This is a genomic window from Photobacterium kasasachensis, from assembly GCF_050336885.1.
GTDB lineage: Bacteria > Pseudomonadota > Gammaproteobacteria > Enterobacterales > Vibrionaceae > Photobacterium > Photobacterium kasasachensis.
The window spans coordinates 126,529-146,636 of record NZ_JAKJSH010000005.1; the positions used below are offsets into that span (position 1 = coordinate 126,529).

The window sequence follows — 20,108 nt, forward strand, 5'->3', positions numbered from 1 at the left end:
TGAATGTTAATTTAATAACAATACCTTTTCCTAATATCTAATATAACTCGGAGGGGAGTTAAATTTTTATAGAATTCTGGTTGAACATATACACATGGAAAACTGAAATGAAAACTATAAAAAAGCTTGGCTTACTTGGCCTTGCTATTACTCTAACTGGGTGTGGAAACGATGTAGAGTTTAAAGCTCATGATGATAACAATATGGATTTTTCAAGCTATGAGGGAGCGCTGCTTGATGCCAGTAAAATTAAGGGCTCATTCTTAGACAAAGAGTACGTATCAAGCATTATTTCGCAGGTATCAGCCGCCGAAAGTGCCGTTGGTTCACGTAGTTTTGCACGCAATACACAAGATCCAGTTGCTGAACTTGATAAACATATCAAGAATTTATCTGCTATCAAAGGTGTTGATACCACTCGCCTTGTAGAGCGAGTGAAACAATATAAAACGAATATTGAGCAATATCTCAAAGCACAAGAGCAGCGAAAGCAACTGACAATTGAGCGATTAGAGAAAGACATCAAACCTCTTCTTGCTGATTTAGACACCGCAACCGCAAAGCTTAACGAGCAAAAAGCCTTTCTGAAGGTTGCGTCAGCTGATTTTAAAACAAAAGATGCGGCATACAACCAGCATAAACAAACGGCGAAAGAGCTATTGGATAAAGCGAATAAGGCTATTGATCAACACATCATTGATAATGAGCTCCCAATCAGTGTGAATAAGGTAGGTGTTGACGTTGATTTCAGTAATATTGAAAACTTCAGAAATGGACAAACCTGCAATAAGAGCCGTAAAGAGAAAGCTGATTACCGCGGTACACTCATGAAGGCAACTGGCGGTGAAACCATCTGTGTTTACGAATATGAATACAATTTAAGCTATAACAAATATACTTTGCGTTTGGATGAGAAAACGAAAGCAGACCTAGATGCTATTGTAGAAAAAGCAGAAGCTGCTGATCGTGAGCACTATATTAAGCTTGGTTACGCAGAAAACCTAAGAGATCAAGCACGGCATGAACTACGCAAGAAAGAGACCATTGCGAAAAATAAATATGGGCGTTCGCTAAAAGATGCAGAATACGCTGTTAGCAGCATTAAACGGAATATATCTCGTTATCCAGAAGGATTGATCAATGAAGATCGTACCTTGAACTTGGAGTCTAAAGGCTTTGAAAAAGCGATGGGATATACACGAGGAGTGCAAAATGTCCGCATTAACAACGATACTCGAGTATTCAAGGACTACAACGGTGTTTCTGACCGAATATATGTTAAGAAAATCAGGCAGCAATTAGAACAGAGTCTAATTCCGTTTGCTGTGGAAGAAAGCGGTTTTGATTTACCTAATGGTGTAGAACAAGCCAATATTGCCTACCTGTTTATTTCAACCTCTACTTATGTTTCGGGTCAAAAGTCAGCTTACCTATGGAATGGATCTGCGCTTGCTAATTCTGAGGGAGAACTCCGACTACATGACAATATCTCGCTCTACTCAAACAGTAAGAGTGGTGCCTTGGACCGAATTCATCAACAACTTTTCTGATCACCATTAGTCGGCTCATCAGCGGGCCGGCTACTCAATTTTAGTATCAAAAATGACCGAACAGACTTCTATTGTGGCACTGATTAAGCGTGTCGTTAAATGGCCAAATGCACTATACGCGCTTGCGCCTTTATTTTTACTTTTCTCTTTGTCCCAACCTATTATTCAAGACCGAGACTTATCTCTGAGTCTGACGCATGTCTACCCGATATGGTCACTGGCATTTATATTGCTGCCTGCTTGTGGTGCTTACCTGATAGGTGCATCTTTGCGTTGGTGCCGTATTTTATTGCTGGCAGCAATTGCTTTAATTATTGCATTGCCTTTTATTGATCATTTCGTGGGTATTGATGCGCTACAGTCGGCGACAAGGTTATTTCAAGATGATGTTTACTTTTTGTCCAAACAAACAGGTTACGACTATTTTCGTAAACTTGATAGGCCAGAATATTTTAAAGAATATGTTGGCCTAGCATGGTTAACTATTCCAAGCCTAATCGCCTGTATCATCGCCTTAGTTGCACCCAAGTATAAGGTAAACAATGTTGGCTACCCAAGTGCTTCTGAGTTCAAGCAGGCATTGTCTAAGCAATCCATCGAACAGTTAGCGTCTCAATCACTCTCTGGTCTACAGGCAACGGTTGAAAAGGGGAAGTCTCAACTTAATCAACAGTTAGATAGTCATGGAGGCGTTGCTGAGATAGCAAAAGATAAGACGCAAAAAGTTACTCAGCTTGGGCAAAAGATCTTGAGTGACAACCAGCAAATAAAAGACAGTTTACAACTACAGACTCAGCAAGTTACCAATACTATCAATAGTAAAAGCTTACCTGTAAATAGTAAGCGGATGGTATTCATAGTTGCTAGTGTCGTGACAGTGGTATGTGCAAGTTTCGTTCTTTTTTCTTCAAGCTCCCCAAGAGCTAGTGAGATTGAGGATCAGGTAGAATTGATTGTCGATGAGATAGACTGGAAAGTGAATATTCATACGTTATCGCTAGATAACTGTGAACAGAAAGGGGCTGAAGATACATATCGGTGCAGTGTGACTGCCGATATTGAGCTCTTTGATCCAAGCAACAGAAAGAAACATATTCGTTCCACGATGCAGAACAAACCAAGAACTTTTGTTTATCAGGATGGAGAGTGGAAAATCACTTTAGATCATGTTTTATCCGCAGATGCGCAGTTTACTTTGGGCATGATGGCTATTGGCGAAGCACTCGAAGGAATAACAGGTAAGGAGCGACGCTGGTAATAATATTATGATATATAGAAAAGGACAGCTATTGCTGTCCTTTTTATTGTTTCTGCAATTGAGTCGTACACTTATTAATAAGAAGCTTAAGGTAAACATAGCCATTACTGTGATGTGAAACAGGGCCGAAGTACGATAATTACTTATAATACTGTCATTTAATGGACTGAAGTTGGCTTAGATTCTTATGGATAACAACTTATCAATAGAGAAGGCTATCAGTGAGTTAGTGGGGCAGGCGCGCCCGTTTGAACAGGTGTTATTTGGCGGTAACCAGCCAGCGCCGCCGGAGCTTGCCTATCAGGTTGATTTTCCGCGGATCGAGCTGGTGTTGGAGGGGCGTTTGCCGATGCAGATAGCGACCCAGGATGGTGAGTCTGTCGACATTGAACTGGTGCCGGGGAAAGTGTTGTATCTTCCTGACTTTTGCTGGAACAAACCGACTTTCACCGAGCCGGTGACCACGCTGAGTCTGCTGTTCGGTCGTCAGAGCCTGGGATTTAGCCTGTTGCATTGGAATGGCGAAGGGTTTGAGGCACCGCAAAAGCGTCATATACCTCGTCGCGGCCCACGTACCGGTACGTTTATCCTGCGGGCACTGGAAGAGCTGTGCTGGCATCAGGAAGAGCAACAAACCGCGCAGTTGTTAATCCATTCTTTACTGAGCAATTCACAGGAACTCCTCACTCACCCGCCCGAGACACCGTCGAAGGGTCATGCGGTATTTGAGGCTATTCGGGATTATATCGATCACCATTATCAAGAATCGATCACTCGGGAATCCGTTGCCAAAGAGTTCTATATTTGCCCGAATTACCTGTCGCAGTTGTTCTATAGCAAGGGTGGGGTGAAGTTTCAGGATTACCTTATTCAGGCCCGGCTGGAAAAGGCAAAGTACCTGCTGAAAAAATACGATATGAAGGTGAAAGAGGTCGCCCATAATTGCGGATTCAAAGACAGCAATTACTTCTGCCGGGCGTTTCGGAAAAATACCAACCGTTCACCGTCCGAGTATCGAGTCCACTACCGCAGTAAGCTGACATAGCTGTTGGCGGTAACACTCAGGCAATCTGTTATGAGTCGCTGAGCTTCCCCTGTTTAAGATGAAGCTCAGCGATATTACTTATTGTCACAACCTTTCTGATTAGTCCACATCCAGTAACCACTTTTGTGCCGGGGTCAGGCGGCTAAGTGTTGCTTCGGTGATCCAGCGACGCTGATCCTGCTGCTGCGGATCATCACGGCGGGTGAAATAGCCATGCAGCACGCGTCGCCGGCTACCAATATGGTTAATGGTGCCACCATGCCATGTGTGTGCATTGAAGATCATGACACTACCTGCAGGGCATTCGAGGATGATTTCGCCGGGGTGCGGGGCGTCGGGATCTTGCAAGGCTTCCTCGGGTAGTTCGGGGCGATTGTGCGTACCAGGAATAATCCGTGGTGAGCCGTTCTCAGCACTTAGATCATCAATGGCCCAAATGGAGTTGAGAACATGTACTCTCGGGAAGTCGGGTCTTGGCTGCTTCCAGTCACCATGGAGGGGCTGGTGGCCGCCGCCGGGGTGGGCTTCTCGACCATTAAGGCTTGATACCCGAAACTCGCCGCCGAAAACGTGCTTAGCCGCGGCAAGCAGCAAAGGGTGGCTCCAGACTTTTTCCCATACCGTTCCTTTGTTGATGAGATTCGCCACACGGGTCACTGTTGCCTCTGTGTGGTGCTCTTTTGCCAGATCCTGGCCTTCGCGCTCAACTAAAGCATCGAAGGTTCTGCGCATTTCATCAAGCCAGTCTGGCTCAATCATGTTGGGGACTATGGTAAAGCCGTGGGTGTCCAATTCGTCAACCATTGTTGGAGACAATGCAATATCGGCACCCAGGGCTGTTAGATGTTGGCTGGCTATCTTACTCATTGGCTGATCCTCTTTTTGTTATGGCTTGGTGTTAACTCAATCCTAAGGAATCATTCGCAAGTGATAATCAGCTCATAAGTTAGATTTACTGGACTAATGTTGACTTGTTTTCCATGTGTGATCTTTGTTGTATTTATGTTTCGTGCGTCGCTGCCTTATTTGCCGATTAATAAATACCAGCTTTATGGAGCTGAGTCAGGTTGATCACACCCAGAAAGCGTTGTTCGTCATCAAGTACCGGTAACGCCGTAATGCTGTTGTCTAGCATTATTGTAAGAGCATGACTGCAGAGTTCTCCTTGTCGGGATGAGATAAAGTTGCGGGTCATGGTTTCACCGACGCTCTGGTTCAGGGCAGATTCTTTGGCCAGCGCACGGCGTAGATCACCATCGGTGAATACCCCGACAACCTTCTCGTTCTCGACCACAGCGAGCAGGCCTAAGCCGGAGGCGCAGAGCAGCGAGATGGCTTCTATGAGCGTGCTGTGGGGCGAGCACTGCGGTGATGCCAACGCTGTGTCTATCACAGCATCGACTTTCAACAGGAGCTTGGCGCCCAGGCTGCCTGCCGGGTGAGAGCGTGCAAAGTCATGGTGATCGAAGTTACGCATTCTCATGGCGGAGATAGCAAGCGCATCGCCCATCATCAAAGTATTGACGGCGCTGGAGGTCGGAGCCAGGCCGAGCGGGCAGGCTTCTTTGGTTGCGCTAATATCCAAGATGACATCACAACTGGTGGCCAGAAATGATGATGGATTGCCGGTCATTGCGATGGTGTTTAGTTCGAGCTCCTGCAGTCTTGGTAGCATGAGCTTGAATTCGCTGGCTTCGCCGGAATAGGAGATCAGGATGATAAGATCGCCCTTGGTCGCCATACCCAGATCGCCATGCAATGCCTCGGCCGGGTGAACAAAGAAGGCAGGAGAGCCCGTCGAGGCCAGAGAGGCGGCAATTTTCTTTCCGATATGGCCTGATTTGCCGATGCCGGTGATGATAACTTTGCCATGGCATTGGGCAATGAGTCTGCAGGCTTCGGCGAAGTCTGTCTTCAGGCGTTGCAACAGCTGTTGGGCCTCGTTGAGCTCGGTTTGAATAACGTCCCGACCAAACCCGATAATAGTGTCATCATGAATGTCGGCAATAAAACGTGAATCTTGCATAAGGTCCCTTAATGTAATAAGCCCTCGATAGAGAGGGCTTGGTCGTAATAGTGGAAAAGTGTCAGTCGCGGATGGAGAGTTTGAGAGCTTTAAACGTCATTGTGCTAAACCTCAATTACTGGTCAGAGACTATAGTCGAAGACGATAATATTTTTGATGATCGGACGAAAAATGACTTTCAGCGCTTCGTGTTTTGGGTGAGGAAGGTAGACCTGTCTGGCAGTCTCGTCTTCAAAGGTCATCAAGACACAATGGGTGAAAGCCTGGTTTTTGCCTTCGGGGCTGTCATTTACTCCCCACTCGACATCCGTAACGCCCTCAATCTGTCCGGGGATCTGCTCGAAAGCAAGCCTGACGGCATCAACCTGCTCGTGACTGGCTTCGGGATTGAGCTCAATCAGTAGAATGTGGCGTATCATGCACGATTTTCCTGTGTTTCATGTGGGTCGAGAAAGCGCTCCAGTACATTGACAATAAGCCGGTGATCTTCTTTTTGCGGTAACCCCGAGACTGAGATTGCCCCAATGACGCCGGTGTTGCGGATCGTCAACGGAAAACTGCCGCCGTAGGGCGCAAATTCTCGCGGATCGATCAGAGCACTTTTCTCAATTGTACTTTCTTTTGCTTTGTAATAATTCCCCATATACCACGAACTATGCTGATAACGATGAACTACATTGCGTTTTCGACGTATCCATTCCAAGTTGTCAATGGTGGTATTGTGCATGGCATAGCTGAACAGGCACTGATTGTTTACCGTAATATCAATAGCGACACTGGCGTTAAGTTGCTCGGCCGCTTCCTTAAGCGCGCAACCGAGCTCCCATGCGCGCTGGTGGTTGAAATAGGCAAACTGCAGTCGACTTTCTTCAGCCAGCAGTTCGGTGAGTAGATCATTCATTATGGTGTTAACCCTTTTGACGGCGTAGTCTGCCTTCCGCGTCAGCTGCTTTCAGCGCGGCAAATACCATTTCCTTAGTGACCGGCATTGCCTCGTTGTGAATGGTCTCTCCCTCGGCACAACTTGCTTCTGCCACGGCCATGAGTTCTTCGTCAGTGACCTCTTTCAGGCCAATTTGCTCTAAGGTGACTGGCAGCCCGACAGCTTCACAGAAGTTAAAGACTTCGTTGATTTTCGCTGCTGGCTTGTCGGTCAGGAACAGAGATGAAAGCACGCCGAAGGCAACTTTTTCACCATGCAGGTAAGCATGAGTAGGCTCGAGTATCGTCAGGCCGTTGTGGATCGCATGCGAGGCGGCAAGACCACCACTTTCGAAACCCAGCCCGCTGAGCAGGGTGTTGGCCTCGATAATATGCTCAAGGGCAGGAGTCACTACGCCGGCATCATTGGCTGATTTTGCCTTGGCACCATATTCCAGCAAGGTGGTGTAGCAGATATGGGCCAGTGCATAGGCTGACATGGAGCCAAACCGGCCTGTCATATTGGTGGCAAAGCTCTGCTTGCATGACTCGGCTTCGAACCAGGTTGCCAGAGCATCACCCATTCCGGCAACCAGCAGACGAGTCGGGGCGGTAGCAATGATTTGGGTATCGACCAGTACCAGGTTCGGGTTGGTAGGCAAGACCAGATAACGTTTAAATTCGCCGGTCTGGGTGTAAATCACAGACAACGCACTGCATGGCGCATCACTGGCGGCCAGAGTCGGAGCAATGGCGACCGGTACTTTGGCTTCAAAAGCTGTGGCTTTTGCGGTATCTAATGTCTTTCCGCCACCAAGGCCGACAACAAACTGACCGTCGAAGGCTTTCAGCTGCTCGACCAGTCTGGCGATCTCCTCGTCACAGCACTCGCCTTCAAAACGTACGACGTCGATCTCTACCTGGCTGCTGATATAAGGTTCGAACTCATGGCGAAGGTTGTCATATACAAATGGATCACAGATGAGAAGGCCTTTGCTGCCGAAATGAGCGAGTTCTTCGCCCAGCAACTTACGAGAGTCTTTGCCTTGGACATATCGGCCGGGAAAAATCGTTGTTGAAATCATGGCAAAATCCTTATTAATGGTTAATTGGGTATGTTTCGAAATCGGTTCTTGTTGATTGTTTTATGTCGGCGAGCGTGACAGTTCGATACGGCAACCGCGCTGTTCGCTCAGGTAAGCGGCTTCTATCACTCTGATGACATTAAGGGCATCGCTGGGCTCGACAGGCAAGGGGGTACCATGTTGGATGGCACTTGCGATAAGTTGGTAGAAGGCTTCATAGCCTCCTTTGAAGGTCTTGAGCGGCTGTTCGTGGCCATTGCTATCGGTAAGTAAACCGTAATGTTCAACCGGATCGAGTCCCCAGTTAGTTGACCAGGGGCCTTTGTTCTGGCGCAGGTCGTCTTCCTGGCTGTCCATACCGTATTTGATATAGGTGCCTTTCGAACCAAAGACCTGAAAGCGTGGGCCTGGCGCTGTACTGAGACAGTTGCCATGGAGGATCACCTCCGTATCCGGGTAGCTGAGCACCAAATGAAAATGGTCAACGGCCTGAGCGCCGGGACGCTGATTACGAAGGTGAGCCGTGACGGAATCGGGCATGCCGAACAAGATCAGCGCCTGATCGATGAGATGGGCACCCAGATCATAAAGAATTCCGGCCCCCGGCAGATCTTGTTCGCGCCACCGATCTTTTATCTCGGGGCGATAGCGGTTATAGCTGGAATAGAAAGTGTGAATATCGCCTAGTTGGTTGCAGTTTTTGAGGTGTTGGATAGTCAGGAAATCACCGTCAAAGCGGCGGCTCTGGTAAACGCTGAGCAGGCGGTCTTTCTGTTTGGCTAATTCGATGAGCTCTTCGCCGTCTTCGCTGTCAATCACGAATGGCTTTTCGATCACTACATGGCGGTTTGCCTCGAGAGCCAGCTTGGCCATGGGATAGTGGAGGTCATTCGGTGTCGCAATAACAACCAGCTCTGCATCGCAGTCACTTAGCAGTGCTTCGAGGTTCGGGAAGACTTTCACACCGGGCAGGAAAGTGTTGACCTTGTCGGGATTGGTTGAGACGACGGCAACCAAATCAAGGCCATCAACCGATTCGATAATAGGGGCTTGAAAGCACTGCCCCGAGATCCCAAAACCTACCAGGGCCGTTCTAATAGAAGTCATAGCATTATCCGGGTTGAGGGGGCCGTGAAGAGTGGCGTAGGCCCCCGAAGTAAGTATTACCTAGTCGGCAATGGCGCTTTGAAGCAGCTGTTCGATTTCCTCGGCACTGGTTGCTTTCTGAAGGCTGTCTCGGAAGTCGATATGCATGATCTTCCGCGCCAGCTTGGAGAAGATCTTCATGTGCTGATCACCGGCAGCGTGCTTGTTGAGGGTAAGCATGATCACAAACTGTGCCTCGTCTTCGCCCCAAAGGATCGGCTGGGCGAGCTTGGCGACACTGATGGTCGATTGCTCGATATGTTCCGACTTGGTGTGCGGGATAGCAAAACCAAATCCGAGTCCGGTCGAGAAGACATCCTCACGTGCCCACAGATCATCGGCAAGCTTGTCGGGGTAGCGGCAGCGTCCGGCCAGATACAGGTTGTCTGAAAGTGTCTTGATCACCTCTTCTTTGCTGCCAAGATCCGCATCAAGCACAATGCACTCGGTGGTGATGAGTGGTGCATCGCTCTGCGCCATTCTGAACTGTGCCAAAAGGTGTTCGACTTCCATTGCGGTCCGGCATGCCATGGCTTTGTTGAGCAACTGGCGACACTCGCGGCTGTCGAGTTTGGACAGTCGCTCTTTTGTCGCTGGGATTGACGGGGCACTCATTGAGATTTCGTCGAGGCCAAGGCCAACCAGCAATGGCAGTACAGAGCCCTTGGCACCCAGTTCGCCGCACAGGCCAATCCACTTGCCGTGGCGGTGTACTTCGCGGACAACATGATCCAAGGTGCGCAGGAAGGCCGGGTTGAGGCTGTTGTAGGTTTTGGTTACCTTGGCGTTGTCGCGGTCTACGGCCATGAGGTACTGAGTTAGATCGTTCGAGCCAATCGAGAAGAAGTCGATTTCTTCGCAGCACTGGTCAATGATGAAGGCGACAGAAGGCACTTCCAGCATGATGCCGAGCGGGATCTTCTCGTCAAACGGTACTTTTTCTTTTCGCAGTTCCTGACGCACTTCGGCCAGTACGTCTTTGACCCACAGTATTTCTTCCACAGAGGAAATCATCGGGATCATTATCTTCAGTGAACCGTGCGCCGACGCCCGCAAAATACCCCGTAGCTGGGTTTTGAATAGCTCGATGTATTCCTCGTAGATACGAATCGCACGGTAGCCAAGGAACGGGTTGTTCTCGGTCGGGATATTTAAATAATCGACTGGCTTGTCGCCGCCGATATCCATGGTGCGGATAATAATCGACTTATCACCGGCGGCCTCAAGAGCCTGGCAGAATATATTGTACAGCTCGTCTTCATCCGGGGCGGTGGTACGATCCATATAGAGCATTTCGGTACGGAACAGACCTATACTTTCAGCCCCGTTGTTAAAGGCTGGCTCAGCTTCGATAGCATGGGCAATGTTTGCCGCGACTTCCAGCTTGATGGCATCCGCGGTACGGCCCGGCTGGTTGCGGTACTCGGCATGGCGGGCATCCAAAATATCATTGACCCGCTGCTCTTCCTGGTAATAACGCTCCAGCTCAGGGGTAATTGTGGTGATCACAACACCCTGTTTGCAGTCGATGAGTACTTCCTGATTAACAAAAGGACTCAGGGCACTTTCTTCAATACCGACCAGGGTCGGGATATTGAAAGAGCGAGCCAGAATCACGGTATGGGACGTGCTGCCGCCGTGTGTTAATACCAGGCCTTTGAGCAAAGATTTGTCCAGCTCAAGAAATTGGCTTGGCGTGAGATCATCGGCCAGGCAGATACTTGGTTCTGTCAGTGAGTTATCGCAACTAAACTGGCTCGAGCCGTAAATCATCTGGAGTAGCTGGAAGCAGACATCGCGGATATCAAGTTCGCGCTCACGAAGATAGGCACTGGATGATTGCTGCAACTGCTTACCGTAATGTTTTGCTGTTGCGATAATGGCTTTGGCAGCACTGTTTCCCTCGGAGATGCCGCTCAGCAGTTTGGCGCTGAACTCTTCGTCACGCAGGATGGAAAGGTGGGCATCAATGACTGCCACGGCCGTACCGTTGTCAGCTCTTTGCTGAAGCACTAATGCATTACGTAGTTGCTCCAGACCACTGCCCAAGGCGGTTTGCTCTTCGTCGATCCCTTTTGAGGTCGGCAGAGTGGTAAATTTGTCGAAGTTGATGCCGCCAGCCTGGATCAGCTTGCCGCGGCCCTGTCCTGAGCTTACCGAGTGGCCACGTACAATTGCTGGGTTGAGGTTGCTTAGATTGCGGGGAAGCGGGGCAAAGTCACCCGTTTCTTCTGTTGTTTCCAGTGCCTCGTCACAGTGGGGGAATTCGTTTTTGATGAAGTGGGTAATCTTCTCTATAGCCTGCGCTTCATCTTCGCCGGAGACCGTGATAATGCATTCGTCTCCCTGAAGGGTATCAGTGCCAATTAACGAGAGAACGCTTTTGGCATTGGCGATATTGCCTGTGCGGGTATTTTCCCATTTGATATCGGCGGCAAAAGTGTTGCACAACTGCTCGACATGGCTGGCTGGGCGGGCATGAACACCGTTTGGCAGTTCACAGGTAAAAGTGAGTGTTTGTGTCATCGTCAGTACCTTTCATTGGGCTGTAGCCAGATTAAGAGAAACAACCCGTTTTTGATTTATGTAATGACAATATGCCGAGTTGCCAGTGTCGACTATGGGAAAATAATCACATCTACTGGATTATTGTAATATCCACTCGATTCTATGAACTTGAACAAGCTTTGATTTTTGATGAAATACATCGCGAATAAAAATAAATCATTATAATTCAGTAAATTGCTGTTGGTTTTGGCTAAGTGAAGCATGAACTAAGTGCGCCAGATCACAGCTTGATAGCGATCTAACAATAATCCAGTTTAGTGGTTTTTTTTCTACTCCCAGCCTCTCTGACTCTGCTCCATAGTTAATAGCGAAACGAAAGCTCTCAACGGAGAAGAGGTTATGAAAGATTTAATAACAATATTAAAAAATACCCGGCAGCACTTAATGACAGGTGTTTCCCATATGATCCCGTTTGTTGTTGCTGGCGGTATCCTGCTGGCGGCATCAGTCATGATTTACGGTGAAGGTGCAGTACCAGAAGAAGGCACCTGGCTACATGATTTGTTCTTTATTGGTGTCGCCGGTTTTCAGCTGATGGTACCTATTCTGGCTGCGTACATCGGTTTCTCGATTGCCGATCGTTCTGCTCTGGCACCATCTGCTATCGCCGCTTTCATCGGCGCGAATATGTATAACACCGGCTTCTTCGGGGCCATTTTTGCCGGTTTGCTCGGCGGTATTGTTGTCTTTTACCTGAAGAAGATAAAAGTGCCTGCATTTGCCCGCTCGGTGATGCCTATCTTTGTGATTCCTATTGTAGGTACCTTCATTACTGCAGGGGCAATTGTGTGGGGGATCGGTGAACCAATTGGTGCGTTAACGGCTTCATTGACTGATTTCCTTAAAGGCATGCAGGGCTCAAGCATTGTTGTTCTTGCCACCATCATGGGGATGATGATTGCCTTTGATATGGGCGGCCCGGTAAACAAAGTGGCCTATGCGTTCGTAATTCTTTGTGTCGGTGAAGGCTTATATGATGTGGCCGGTATCAGTTCAGTTGCGGTTGCGGTTCCGTCTATTGGTATGGGGCTGGCAACATTCATCGGCAAAAAACTGTATGACGCCAACGAACAAGAGGCAGGCCGTGCTTCTATCCTAATGGGCACCATGGGGATCACCGAAGGTGCGATTCCTTTTGCCGCCGCCGATCCGCTACGAGTTATTCCTTCCATCATGATTGGTACTGCTGCCGGTGCCGTGACCGCTGCTGTTCTGGGGGTCAAGAGCTACGCCGCATGGGGTGGTTTGATTGTGCTGCCGGTTGTCGAGGGACGCTTTAGCTTCATCATCGCACTCGCTGTAGGTTCTGTGGTGACTGCATTGCTGGTCAACTTTCTTAAAGCACGCCGCCCTCAGGAAAAAGTAGAAGAGACAGAAGACGATATCGATATTGATTTCGAAATCAACTAATTGATGGGCCAAGACAGTATCGGAAATGAAGTGATGTGTCTTGGCTGACTGAACAATTGAATAAGTATTTGTATTAAAGAATTGGTGATTAAGATGAAAAAGATTATTGCAGTAACCGCGTGTCCATCTGGTGTAGCTCATACCTATATGGCTGCTGAATCCATTTCCCAGTCGGCTAAAGGTAAAGGGTGGGAGTGCAAGGTTGAAACTCAGGGTTCTATCGGTATCGAAAACGAGCTGACGGCCGCTGATATTCAGGCCGCTGACCTGGTCATTCTGACTAAAGATATCGGTATTAAGAACGAAGATCGTTTTGAAGGCAAAACAGTGGTCCGAATTGGTGTTAGCGACGCTGTTAAACGTGCTGATGCGGTAATGGTGAAAGTCGAAGCGTTCTTCAATAAACAATAAGTGACCGCCAACTTCCCACAATGACATTCAGTAGAGAAGAATGAATTAAGCAGGGAGAATCTCCCTGCTTTTATTTCCTCCACGAGCAGTGGCTCAACCTGCAGGAGAGTGAACAACCATGACGACAGAACGTATAAACCGTCTGAAAAGCAATTTATTCGCCGCCCCGCGTGAGATATCTCTGGAAAGGGCGTTGCTATACACAGAAAGTTATCAGCAGACAGAAGGGCAGCCCACCATTATTCGCCGTGCCAAGGCAACAGCCTATGTCATGGATAATGTTGAGATCGCAATCCGTGACGATGAACTGATTGCCGGTAACCGCACCGTCAAACCCCGTGCAGGCATTGTATCGCCAGAGATGGACCCATACTGGATCGACAAAGAGCTCGATAGCTTCCATTCACGGCCGCAGGACAAGTTTGTTATCTCCGATCAAGACAAGCAGATCTACCGCGAGACGTTGTTGCCATATTGGTCGCAGCGTTCGATGAAGGATTTCATTAATAGTCAGTTCCCGGACGACATCAGAGAGGCAACCAGTCAGAAGGTCTTTTCGGTTAACCAGACCGACAAAGGACAGGGACATATCATTGTTGACTATGATCGTTTGCTGAAAAATGGTCTCGGCGCTCTGGTTGGTGAAATGACTTCTCTGGCAGAGCAACACCCTGATAACCATTTTTATAAGGCTGTGCAGATACTGCTCGAGGCCAGCACCCGGCATATTTGCCGCTATGAGCAGCTGGCGCATGAAATGGCCGAGCGCTGTGTACGCGAAGGTAAGTCTCAGCGAGCCGCCGAGCTGAATAACATTGCCAGAATCTCGCAAAAAATAGCCATTGCGCCGCCAGAGAATTTCTACGAAGCGTGCCAGTTGTTTTGGTATATGAACATTATTCTGCAATATGAATCCAACGCCAGTTCGCTGTCGCTGGGCCGCTTCGACCAATATATGCTCCCTTATTACCGCGCGTCATTAGCGGCTGGTGAAACGCAGGCGTCGCTGCAGGAATTGCTTGAGAGCCTGTGGGTTAAGACCAATGACATTGTACTGTTGCGCTCGACCAACAGCGCCAAGTTTTTTGCCGGATTTCCGACCGGTTATACCATTTTGCTGGGTGGCCTGAATGAAACGGGACACAGCGCCGTCAATGAGCTGTCGACACTTTGTCTTGATGCCTACCAGAGTATCCAGTTGCCGCAACCTAACCTCGGGGTAAGGGTCAATGAGCTAATTGACAGGAAGTTTCTGCAAAAAACAGCGGAGACTATCCGCCTCGGTACCGGGATCCCGCAGATCTTCAATGATGAGGTGGTTGTTCCGGCCTTCCTCAACCGCGGTGTGTCGCTAGAGGATGCCCGGGACTATTCTGTTGTCGGATGCGTCGAGCTGTCGATACCGGGTAAGACATACGGCCTGCATGATATCGCCATGTTTAACTTGCTGAAAGTGATGGAGCTAGTGCTCAAACGCAATCAACATAGCCCTGACGTCAGCTATGACAGCCTGATTGCAGAGATCCGCGAGGACATTTGTCATTACGTCAAGCTGATGGTCGATGGCTCGAATATTTGTGATATCGGCCATCGCGACTGGGCGCAGGTACCGCTTCTTTCGTCATTCATTAATGACTGTATCGATAATGGCAAAGATATAACCGAAGGCGGTAGTCGCTATAACTTCTCGGGCGTGCAGGGAATCGGTATTGCCAACCTGTCAGACTCGCTTCACGCATTGAAAAAGTTTGTGTTTGAAGAGCAGCGGATGGGCTATGCAGACTTTATCGAGATGCTCAACAGTAACTTCGAGAATGAAGGTGGCAGCAAGGTGCGGGCGCGTTTGATCAACCGCTACGAAAAGTACGGCAACGACATTGATGAAGTGGACATGATCAGTGCCGATCTGCTGCGCCTGTTCTGCAAAGAGGTGGAGCAATACGATAATCCGCGTGGCGGTAAGTTTACCCCGGGCTCATACACAGTGTCGGCGCATGTTCCTTTGGGAGAGGTCGTTGGTGCGACGCCGGATGGCCGACTGGCCAAAGAGCAGCTGGCCGATGGCGGGTTGTCACCGATGCTGGGGCAGGACCAAGTAGGCCCGACGGCAGTTCTGAAAACGGTCAGTAAGCTGGATAACTACCTGCTGTCTAACGGTAGTCTGCTGAATGCCAAGTTTACGCCTAGCACGCTTGAAGGTGAACAGGGGCTCAACAAGCTGTGTGACTTCCTGCACGCGTTCATGAAGCTGAAGCTACAGCACATCCAGTTTAACGTGCTAAATGCCGAGACGCTTAAGAAGGCCCAGGAGAAACCAGAAGACTTTGCCAGCCTAGTCGTAAGGGTAGCTGGTTACAGTGCTTTCTTCGTCGAGTTGTCCAAAGAAATACAGGACGACATTATCCGCCGTACAGCCCATGAACTGTAGGACTCAGGTGATGTCGCCTCATCCGGATATTCTCCAACAGCCTAATGAGCGAATGGGCAGGGTGTTCAACATTCAGCGATATTCGCTCAATGATGGCCTGGGGATCCGGACGGTTGTGTTCTTTAAGGGCTGTCCGCTGAGCTGCCCGTGGTGCGCCAACCCTGAGTCACGCTCCCCTAAACAGCAGGTGATTAAGCGAGAGGCGAAATGCATTCAATGTGATGAGTGCGTGCTTGATACCGGTGAGAGCATTGATGAGTGCCCTAGCGGCGCGCTTGAACGGGTTGGCAAAGAGATGTCGTATGACGAAATCATTGCCGAAATCGAAAAAGACAGCGTGTTCTACCGCACCTCCGGCGGCGGTGTGACGCTATCCGGTGGTGAAGTCATGGCTCAGGCGCCGTTTGCGATTGAACTGGCAAAGCGGCTTAAAGGGCTGAATTACCCCGTAGCCGTTGAAACAACCGGGCAGGGCAATGCCAGGCAGTTGCTGGCTCTCGGTAAGATGTGTGATGAAGTGCTTTTTGACTTCAAGATCATGGATCCTGAGCGGGCGAAGACTGTAACCGGAATCGATTTGCCCACGGTGCTTAAAAATTTCACATTGCTGGTTGAAGCCGGGATCAGTGTTATCCCGCGTCTTCCGCTAATCCCGGGTTATACCCTGGACCTGATTAATGTTGATAAAGTGCTGCGCTTTTTGCAGCCGTTTGATATCGAGGAGATCCACCTGTTGCCTTTTCACCAGTACGGAGCAAATAAATACACCAGTCTGAAGATGAACTACTTGTTGAAAGATGTGCAGGTGCCGACATCGAGTGAGGTTGATGCGATTCGCCGCCATGTTGAAGCCGCAGGTTATCGAGTCATTATTGGAGGATGAATCTAATGAAAAAGAAAATTCTATTAACAGGGGCCAATGGCTTTTTTGGCACTCGTTTTATTAAGGCATACCAGCATCAGTTTGATATTTATGCCACGGACGTTGAGCAGCTCGATATTACTGATAAAGAGCAAGTCATGGCGACCTTTGCGGAAATACAGCCGGATTACGTTATTCATGCCGCTGCAATTGCAGTGACGGACTTTTGTAACAAGCACCCGGATATCGCCCGCAAGGTTAATATTGACGGGGCGGTAAATGTTGCCGAGGCATGCCGCCAATACGGTAGCAAACTTGTTTTCATTAGTACCGAACAAGTCTTCAATGGCAATAAAGAGCCGGGCCCCTATAGCGAGACGGATACTCCGGTGCCGGATACTGTCTACGGACAAAATAAGCTGGAAGCCGAAGGCAAGTTGAAGGAGATACTGGACGAGCTTTGGATCATCCGGTTTACCTGGCTGTTTGGCTTACCGGAGCGCCAGACCTCGATTAATCCGAATGTGATCTGGAATACGCTGCAGAATCTGGTTTCAGGCACTACGCTGGTGGAGCGGACGAACGAATTCCGCGGGTTAACCTATGTACATGAGTTGATTGACCAATTCGACAAAATCTTTGATATCCCCTATGACACCTACCATGTGGGGGCCAGGAACGATTTGAGCCGATACGATATCGCTCGCCATATTTTGGTCGAGCTTGGCCAGGAAGCACGTATCGAACAGCTTCTGGAAGGTGTCGCCGCGCCGGCAACACGGGATGTTCGTCTTGATACCTCAAAGCTTGCCAAGCAAGGGATCATTTTTACCGAGAGCCCGGATGCCATTAGTCACTGCCTGAGTGAGTTTGGATTTAAGATTTAATAGTAAGTGAGTGGAGTTTACTGATGATTTATATGCTAGATACGGCCAATATCGAGGCTATTGCGAAGGCGGTTGACCTGTACCCCCTTGCCGGTGTGACGACCAACCCATCGATCATCGCCAAGGAAAATAGACCGCTGCGCGAAATATTGCTGGATATCCGCGAAGTGATTGGGATCGAACGGATGCTACATGCTCAGGTCATGGGCAAGGATGCTGAAGTCATGCTGGAAGAAGCCAAGGCACTACGTGAAATTGACCAAGACATTATCGTTAAGGTACCGGTGACTCCGCAGGGGCTGAAAGCGATGAAGCTAATTGCTGCTGAAGGTATTCGGATCACGGCAACGGCTATCTTGACTCCTCAGCAGGCATTGATGGCGGCCGTCGCTGGTGCTGAGTTCCTGGCACCTTACGTTAACCGTCTTGATAACATCTGCTCGAACGGTGCGCAGGTTGCTAGTGAAATGGTGCATCTGATCAATACTTATCAGCTTGATGCCAAAGTGCTGGCGGCATCATTTAAGAATGTTCAGCAGGTACACGAAGTGGCATTGGCAGGCGCACATTCAGTGACCATTGCCCCGGATGTTTTCGAACAGTTGCTGGTGCACCCTCTGACCGAATCAGGTGTTGCGGGTTTTGTGAGTGATTGGGAAGCTGTTTATGGTCATGATAAAACTGTTTTGGATGTGATTTAACAAACAGTTTGTATTATCAGGCAGATAGGCCAATAGGGTATAATGATATCGTTATACCCTATTTAATAAGGAATGTTATGTCGAAGCTTAGCCTTGTTGCTGTTACAGCTTGTGTCAGTGGCGTTGCTCACACCTATATGGCAGCGGAGCAACTGGAAAAGCTAGCCCAAAAGCACGGCTTTCGAATCAAAATCGAAACCCAGGGGGCGTTAGGCACAGAAAATGCGCTTTCCGAAGAGGATATCGCATCGGCTGATCTGGCGATTATTATTTGTGACATCAGCATTGAGGGTATGGATCGATTCAGCCGCTGTCGACAAGTGAAAATGAATATTCAAAAGGCGCTAGTGTCTCCTGACACATTGATTGCAGCCATCGAGCGCGCCAGGGTGCTTCCTTTAGGTAGTGTCGTTGAGCCGAAATAAAGAATCCCGCCAATATCCCCAAAAGTCTTTTTTCTTTTCGTACCTGTACCTTCGTATCTATGTGTCAGAAATTGTATTTTTATATCAGTATTTGAATACGGGTCTGCAGAAGCTTAATACCCGCCAGGATCTGTCTAACACGTAAGGGACGATTCTGCGGGGCACAGACTATGTCTAGCTCATTCAGCAATGACCTTAGCAAACAAGCCAGCAGAAATGCTGGCTTGTTTATTAGGGCTCACAGTTTGCTCAGGCTAGCCTATTTAGTGAGTGTAAATTCCAGTTGGTAAGCATCCGGAGTATCAGTGTAGATGTTTTCTCCCTGTTTCCACATTAGGAGCTCTGCTTTGAACATACCGTTTGTATCTGTTTATGTCATGAAGCCACTGATAAAGTTAATATGGTTTTATATCTTCTTTCCAACACTCCGCCATATAATCGATGAACTGGCGAACAACGGGAAGTTGGTAGCTCCTCGATAAATAGACCGCCCACAAAGAGCTGCTGGGTATGTTGTAATCAGTCAGCAAAGGAATAAGTTGCCCACTGCTAATAAGAGGGTTAGCTAAATCACAAGGTAAGCGAATCAGGCCTTTATCTCGAAGGGCAAACCTCAACAGCGTACCTAATTCATTCGCTTTAATATTGCCCTTCACATCGACTGCAATGTGCTGGTTGTCTTGAACAAAGTCCCACCTTGTAGCACCTAAGTGAACGAAGCAGTTATGTTCTCGCAAATCGTCGGGCACGACTGGTAGCGGGTGCTGCTTTATGTAAGCGGGTGAAGCACAAATGACCGAATCAATTGTCATCAGTCTTCTGGCGATCAGGCTCTCGTCTGGCTGGGACGTAAAACGAAGAGCAATATCGATCCGCTCGTCGACCAGTTGGGAAAGGCTATCAGATGTCAGGATCTCAATTATTACATCCGGGTTTGCCTCAGTAAAACCATCCACGACATCAAGCAATAACCCCTGGGCTAATCCAATCGGCGTAGCTACCCGAATGGTTCCCGACAAGTTCTGAGTCCGATGCAGTGCACTGACCTCGAGCTCTGCTGTCTCGTGAAGGATTTGCTCGCAGCGTCTTAGCGCTTCTTCACCGGCGACTGTCAGGCTCACCTTGCGGGTTGTGCGATGGAGTAGCCGCTGTTGCAGCCATGATTCGATCTCCTGAACATGCCGTGATACCTGCAGACGATTTAGCCCCAGTTGCTCGGCAGCCTTGGTAAAGCTGGCGGTATTTGCTACTTCCACAAAGCTGCGCATCGCTGTCAGTCGGTCCATAGAAAGCTCATTAGTTATGAATTCAGATATAATCTGCATCAATTATCGCCATTTATCCACAAATAGTCATCTATTAGACTGCAATTGTTGTCGATATTA

The 20,108-nt window shown here is 48.7% G+C and carries 18 protein-coding genes; 10 read left to right on the plus strand and 8 right to left on the minus strand.

Annotation, left to right across the window (positions count from 1 at the left end; all coding sequences use genetic code 11):
- Nucleotides 1-107 precede the first annotated feature (107 nt).
- The 3 genes from L4D19_RS05000 (at nucleotide 108) to L4D19_RS05010 (ending at nucleotide 3,853) form a co-directional block, all read left to right on the plus strand.
- Entirely contained in the window at nucleotides 108-1,550 is a 1,443-nt protein-coding gene (locus L4D19_RS05000) for an OmpH/Skp family outer membrane protein (RefSeq protein WP_428451498.1), read from the plus strand.
- 52 nt (nucleotides 1,551-1,602) lie between these two features.
- Entirely contained in the window at nucleotides 1,603-2,808 is a 1,206-nt protein-coding gene (locus tag L4D19_RS05005) for a hypothetical protein (RefSeq protein ID WP_428451499.1), read from the plus strand.
- A gap of 187 nt (nucleotides 2,809-2,995) precedes the next feature.
- Entirely contained in the window at nucleotides 2,996-3,853 is an 858-nt protein-coding gene (locus L4D19_RS05010) for a helix-turn-helix transcriptional regulator (protein ID WP_428451500.1), read from the plus strand.
- 99 nt (nucleotides 3,854-3,952) lie between these two features.
- Here L4D19_RS05010 and L4D19_RS05015 read toward each other — a convergent pair whose 3' ends face one another.
- The 7 genes from L4D19_RS05015 to ptsP all read right to left on the minus strand — a co-directional run bounded on the left by L4D19_RS05015 (nucleotide 3,953) and on the right by ptsP (nucleotide 11,557).
- Nucleotides 3,953-4,720, minus strand: coding sequence for a phytanoyl-CoA dioxygenase family protein (locus L4D19_RS05015; protein ID WP_428451501.1), 768 nt, complete (start codon nucleotides 4,718-4,720; stop codon nucleotides 3,953-3,955).
- Between the two features lie 166 nt (nucleotides 4,721-4,886).
- A complete protein-coding gene (locus tag L4D19_RS05020; RefSeq protein ID WP_428451502.1) occupies nucleotides 4,887-5,879 on the minus strand; it encodes a KpsF/GutQ family sugar-phosphate isomerase in 993 nt (330 codons plus the stop codon).
- A gap of 122 nt (nucleotides 5,880-6,001) precedes the next feature.
- Entirely contained in the window at nucleotides 6,002-6,298 is a 297-nt protein-coding gene (locus tag L4D19_RS05025) for a Dabb family protein (RefSeq protein WP_428451503.1), read from the minus strand.
- A complete protein-coding gene (locus L4D19_RS05030; RefSeq protein WP_239412740.1) occupies nucleotides 6,295-6,780 on the minus strand; it encodes a heme-degrading domain-containing protein in 486 nt (161 codons plus the stop codon). Before L4D19_RS05030 ends, L4D19_RS05025 begins: the two co-directional genes overlap by 4 nt.
- A 7-nt stretch (nucleotides 6,781-6,787) precedes the next feature.
- Nucleotides 6,788-7,885, minus strand: a complete 1,098-nt coding sequence (locus tag L4D19_RS05035; RefSeq protein ID WP_428451504.1) for a glycerol dehydrogenase — start codon at nucleotides 7,883-7,885, stop codon at nucleotides 6,788-6,790.
- Between the two features lie 60 nt (nucleotides 7,886-7,945).
- Nucleotides 7,946-8,992 carry an oxidoreductase gene (locus L4D19_RS05040; protein WP_428451505.1) on the minus strand — a complete coding sequence of 349 codons (1,047 nt, stop codon included), beginning with the start codon at nucleotides 8,990-8,992 and terminating at the stop codon, nucleotides 7,946-7,948.
- Between the two features lie 60 nt (nucleotides 8,993-9,052).
- Entirely contained in the window at nucleotides 9,053-11,557 is a 2,505-nt protein-coding gene (ptsP, locus tag L4D19_RS05045; protein ID WP_428451506.1) for a phosphoenolpyruvate--protein phosphotransferase, read from the minus strand.
- A gap of 381 nt (nucleotides 11,558-11,938) precedes the next feature.
- Here ptsP and L4D19_RS05050 point away from each other — a divergent pair, with 381 nt between their 5' ends.
- The 7 genes from L4D19_RS05050 to L4D19_RS05080 all read left to right on the plus strand — a co-directional run bounded on the left by L4D19_RS05050 (nucleotide 11,939) and on the right by L4D19_RS05080 (nucleotide 18,723).
- Nucleotides 11,939-13,009, plus strand: a complete 1,071-nt coding sequence (locus tag L4D19_RS05050) for a PTS fructose transporter subunit EIIC (RefSeq protein WP_428451507.1) — start codon at nucleotides 11,939-11,941, stop codon at nucleotides 13,007-13,009.
- Between the two features lie 93 nt (nucleotides 13,010-13,102).
- Nucleotides 13,103-13,420 (plus strand): PTS fructose-like transporter subunit IIB, encoded by a 318-nt coding sequence (locus tag L4D19_RS05055; protein ID WP_428451508.1) that lies wholly within the window; start codon nucleotides 13,103-13,105, stop codon nucleotides 13,418-13,420.
- A gap of 118 nt (nucleotides 13,421-13,538) precedes the next feature.
- Nucleotides 13,539-15,848, plus strand: coding sequence for a formate C-acetyltransferase (locus L4D19_RS05060; RefSeq protein ID WP_428451509.1), 2,310 nt, complete (start codon nucleotides 13,539-13,541; stop codon nucleotides 15,846-15,848).
- A 10-nt stretch (nucleotides 15,849-15,858) separates the two neighbouring features.
- Nucleotides 15,859-16,731: a [formate-C-acetyltransferase]-activating enzyme gene (locus tag L4D19_RS05065; RefSeq protein ID WP_428451510.1), complete on the plus strand. Its 873-nt coding sequence runs from the start codon at nucleotides 15,859-15,861 to the stop codon at nucleotides 16,729-16,731.
- A 5-nt stretch (nucleotides 16,732-16,736) separates the two neighbouring features.
- Nucleotides 16,737-17,597: an SDR family oxidoreductase gene (locus L4D19_RS05070; RefSeq protein ID WP_428451511.1), complete on the plus strand. Its 861-nt coding sequence runs from the start codon at nucleotides 16,737-16,739 to the stop codon at nucleotides 17,595-17,597.
- Nucleotides 17,598-17,620: 23 nt separating this feature from the next.
- On the plus strand, nucleotides 17,621-18,298 hold the full coding sequence (locus tag L4D19_RS05075) for a fructose-6-phosphate aldolase (RefSeq protein WP_428451512.1): 678 nt from the start codon (nucleotides 17,621-17,623) through the stop codon (nucleotides 18,296-18,298).
- A gap of 77 nt (nucleotides 18,299-18,375) precedes the next feature.
- On the plus strand, nucleotides 18,376-18,723 hold the full coding sequence (locus tag L4D19_RS05080) for a PTS fructose transporter subunit IIB (RefSeq protein ID WP_428451513.1): 348 nt from the start codon (nucleotides 18,376-18,378) through the stop codon (nucleotides 18,721-18,723).
- Between the two features lie 395 nt (nucleotides 18,724-19,118).
- On the opposite strand, the gene L4D19_RS05085 is transcribed toward L4D19_RS05080, so the two are convergent.
- The gene (locus tag L4D19_RS05085) at nucleotides 19,119-20,009 is read right to left on the minus strand and encodes a LysR family transcriptional regulator (RefSeq protein ID WP_428451514.1); all 891 of its coding nucleotides are present in this window, start codon (nucleotides 20,007-20,009) and stop codon (nucleotides 19,119-19,121) included.
- Nucleotides 20,010-20,108 lie beyond the last annotated feature (99 nt).

Coding starts and splice junctions, on each gene's coding strand:
- L4D19_RS05075 (WP_428451512.1), top strand. CDS start 17,621: ATGATTTATATGCTAGATACGGCCAATATCGAGGCTATTGCGAAGGCG.
- L4D19_RS05005 (WP_428451499.1), top strand. CDS start 1,603: ATGACCGAACAGACTTCTATTGTGGCACTGATTAAGCGTGTCGTTAAA.
- L4D19_RS05020 (WP_428451502.1), bottom strand. CDS start 5,879: ATGCAAGATTCACGTTTTATTGCCGACATTCATGATGACACTATTATC.
- L4D19_RS05055 (WP_428451508.1), top strand. CDS start 13,103: ATGAAAAAGATTATTGCAGTAACCGCGTGTCCATCTGGTGTAGCTCAT.
- L4D19_RS05050 (WP_428451507.1), top strand. CDS start 11,939: ATGAAAGATTTAATAACAATATTAAAAAATACCCGGCAGCACTTAATG.
- ptsP (WP_428451506.1), bottom strand. CDS start 11,557: ATGACACAAACACTCACTTTTACCTGTGAACTGCCAAACGGTGTTCAT.
- L4D19_RS05085 (WP_428451514.1), bottom strand. CDS start 20,009: ATGGACCGACTGACAGCGATGCGCAGCTTTGTGGAAGTAGCAAATACC.
- L4D19_RS05025 (WP_428451503.1), bottom strand. CDS start 6,298: ATGATACGCCACATTCTACTGATTGAGCTCAATCCCGAAGCCAGTCAC.
- L4D19_RS05015 (WP_428451501.1), bottom strand. CDS start 4,720: ATGAGTAAGATAGCCAGCCAACATCTAACAGCCCTGGGTGCCGATATT.
- L4D19_RS05065 (WP_428451510.1), top strand. CDS start 15,859: ATGTCGCCTCATCCGGATATTCTCCAACAGCCTAATGAGCGAATGGGC.
- L4D19_RS05060 (WP_428451509.1), top strand. CDS start 13,539: ATGACGACAGAACGTATAAACCGTCTGAAAAGCAATTTATTCGCCGCC.
- L4D19_RS05030 (WP_239412740.1), bottom strand. CDS start 6,780: ATGAATGATCTACTCACCGAACTGCTGGCTGAAGAAAGTCGACTGCAG.
- L4D19_RS05070 (WP_428451511.1), top strand. CDS start 16,737: ATGAAAAAGAAAATTCTATTAACAGGGGCCAATGGCTTTTTTGGCACT.
- L4D19_RS05035 (WP_428451504.1), bottom strand. CDS start 7,885: ATGATTTCAACAACGATTTTTCCCGGCCGATATGTCCAAGGCAAAGAC.
- L4D19_RS05010 (WP_428451500.1), top strand. CDS start 2,996: ATGGATAACAACTTATCAATAGAGAAGGCTATCAGTGAGTTAGTGGGG.
- L4D19_RS05040 (WP_428451505.1), bottom strand. CDS start 8,992: ATGACTTCTATTAGAACGGCCCTGGTAGGTTTTGGGATCTCGGGGCAG.
- L4D19_RS05000 (WP_428451498.1), top strand. CDS start 108: ATGAAAACTATAAAAAAGCTTGGCTTACTTGGCCTTGCTATTACTCTA.
- L4D19_RS05080 (WP_428451513.1), top strand. CDS start 18,376: ATGTCGAAGCTTAGCCTTGTTGCTGTTACAGCTTGTGTCAGTGGCGTT.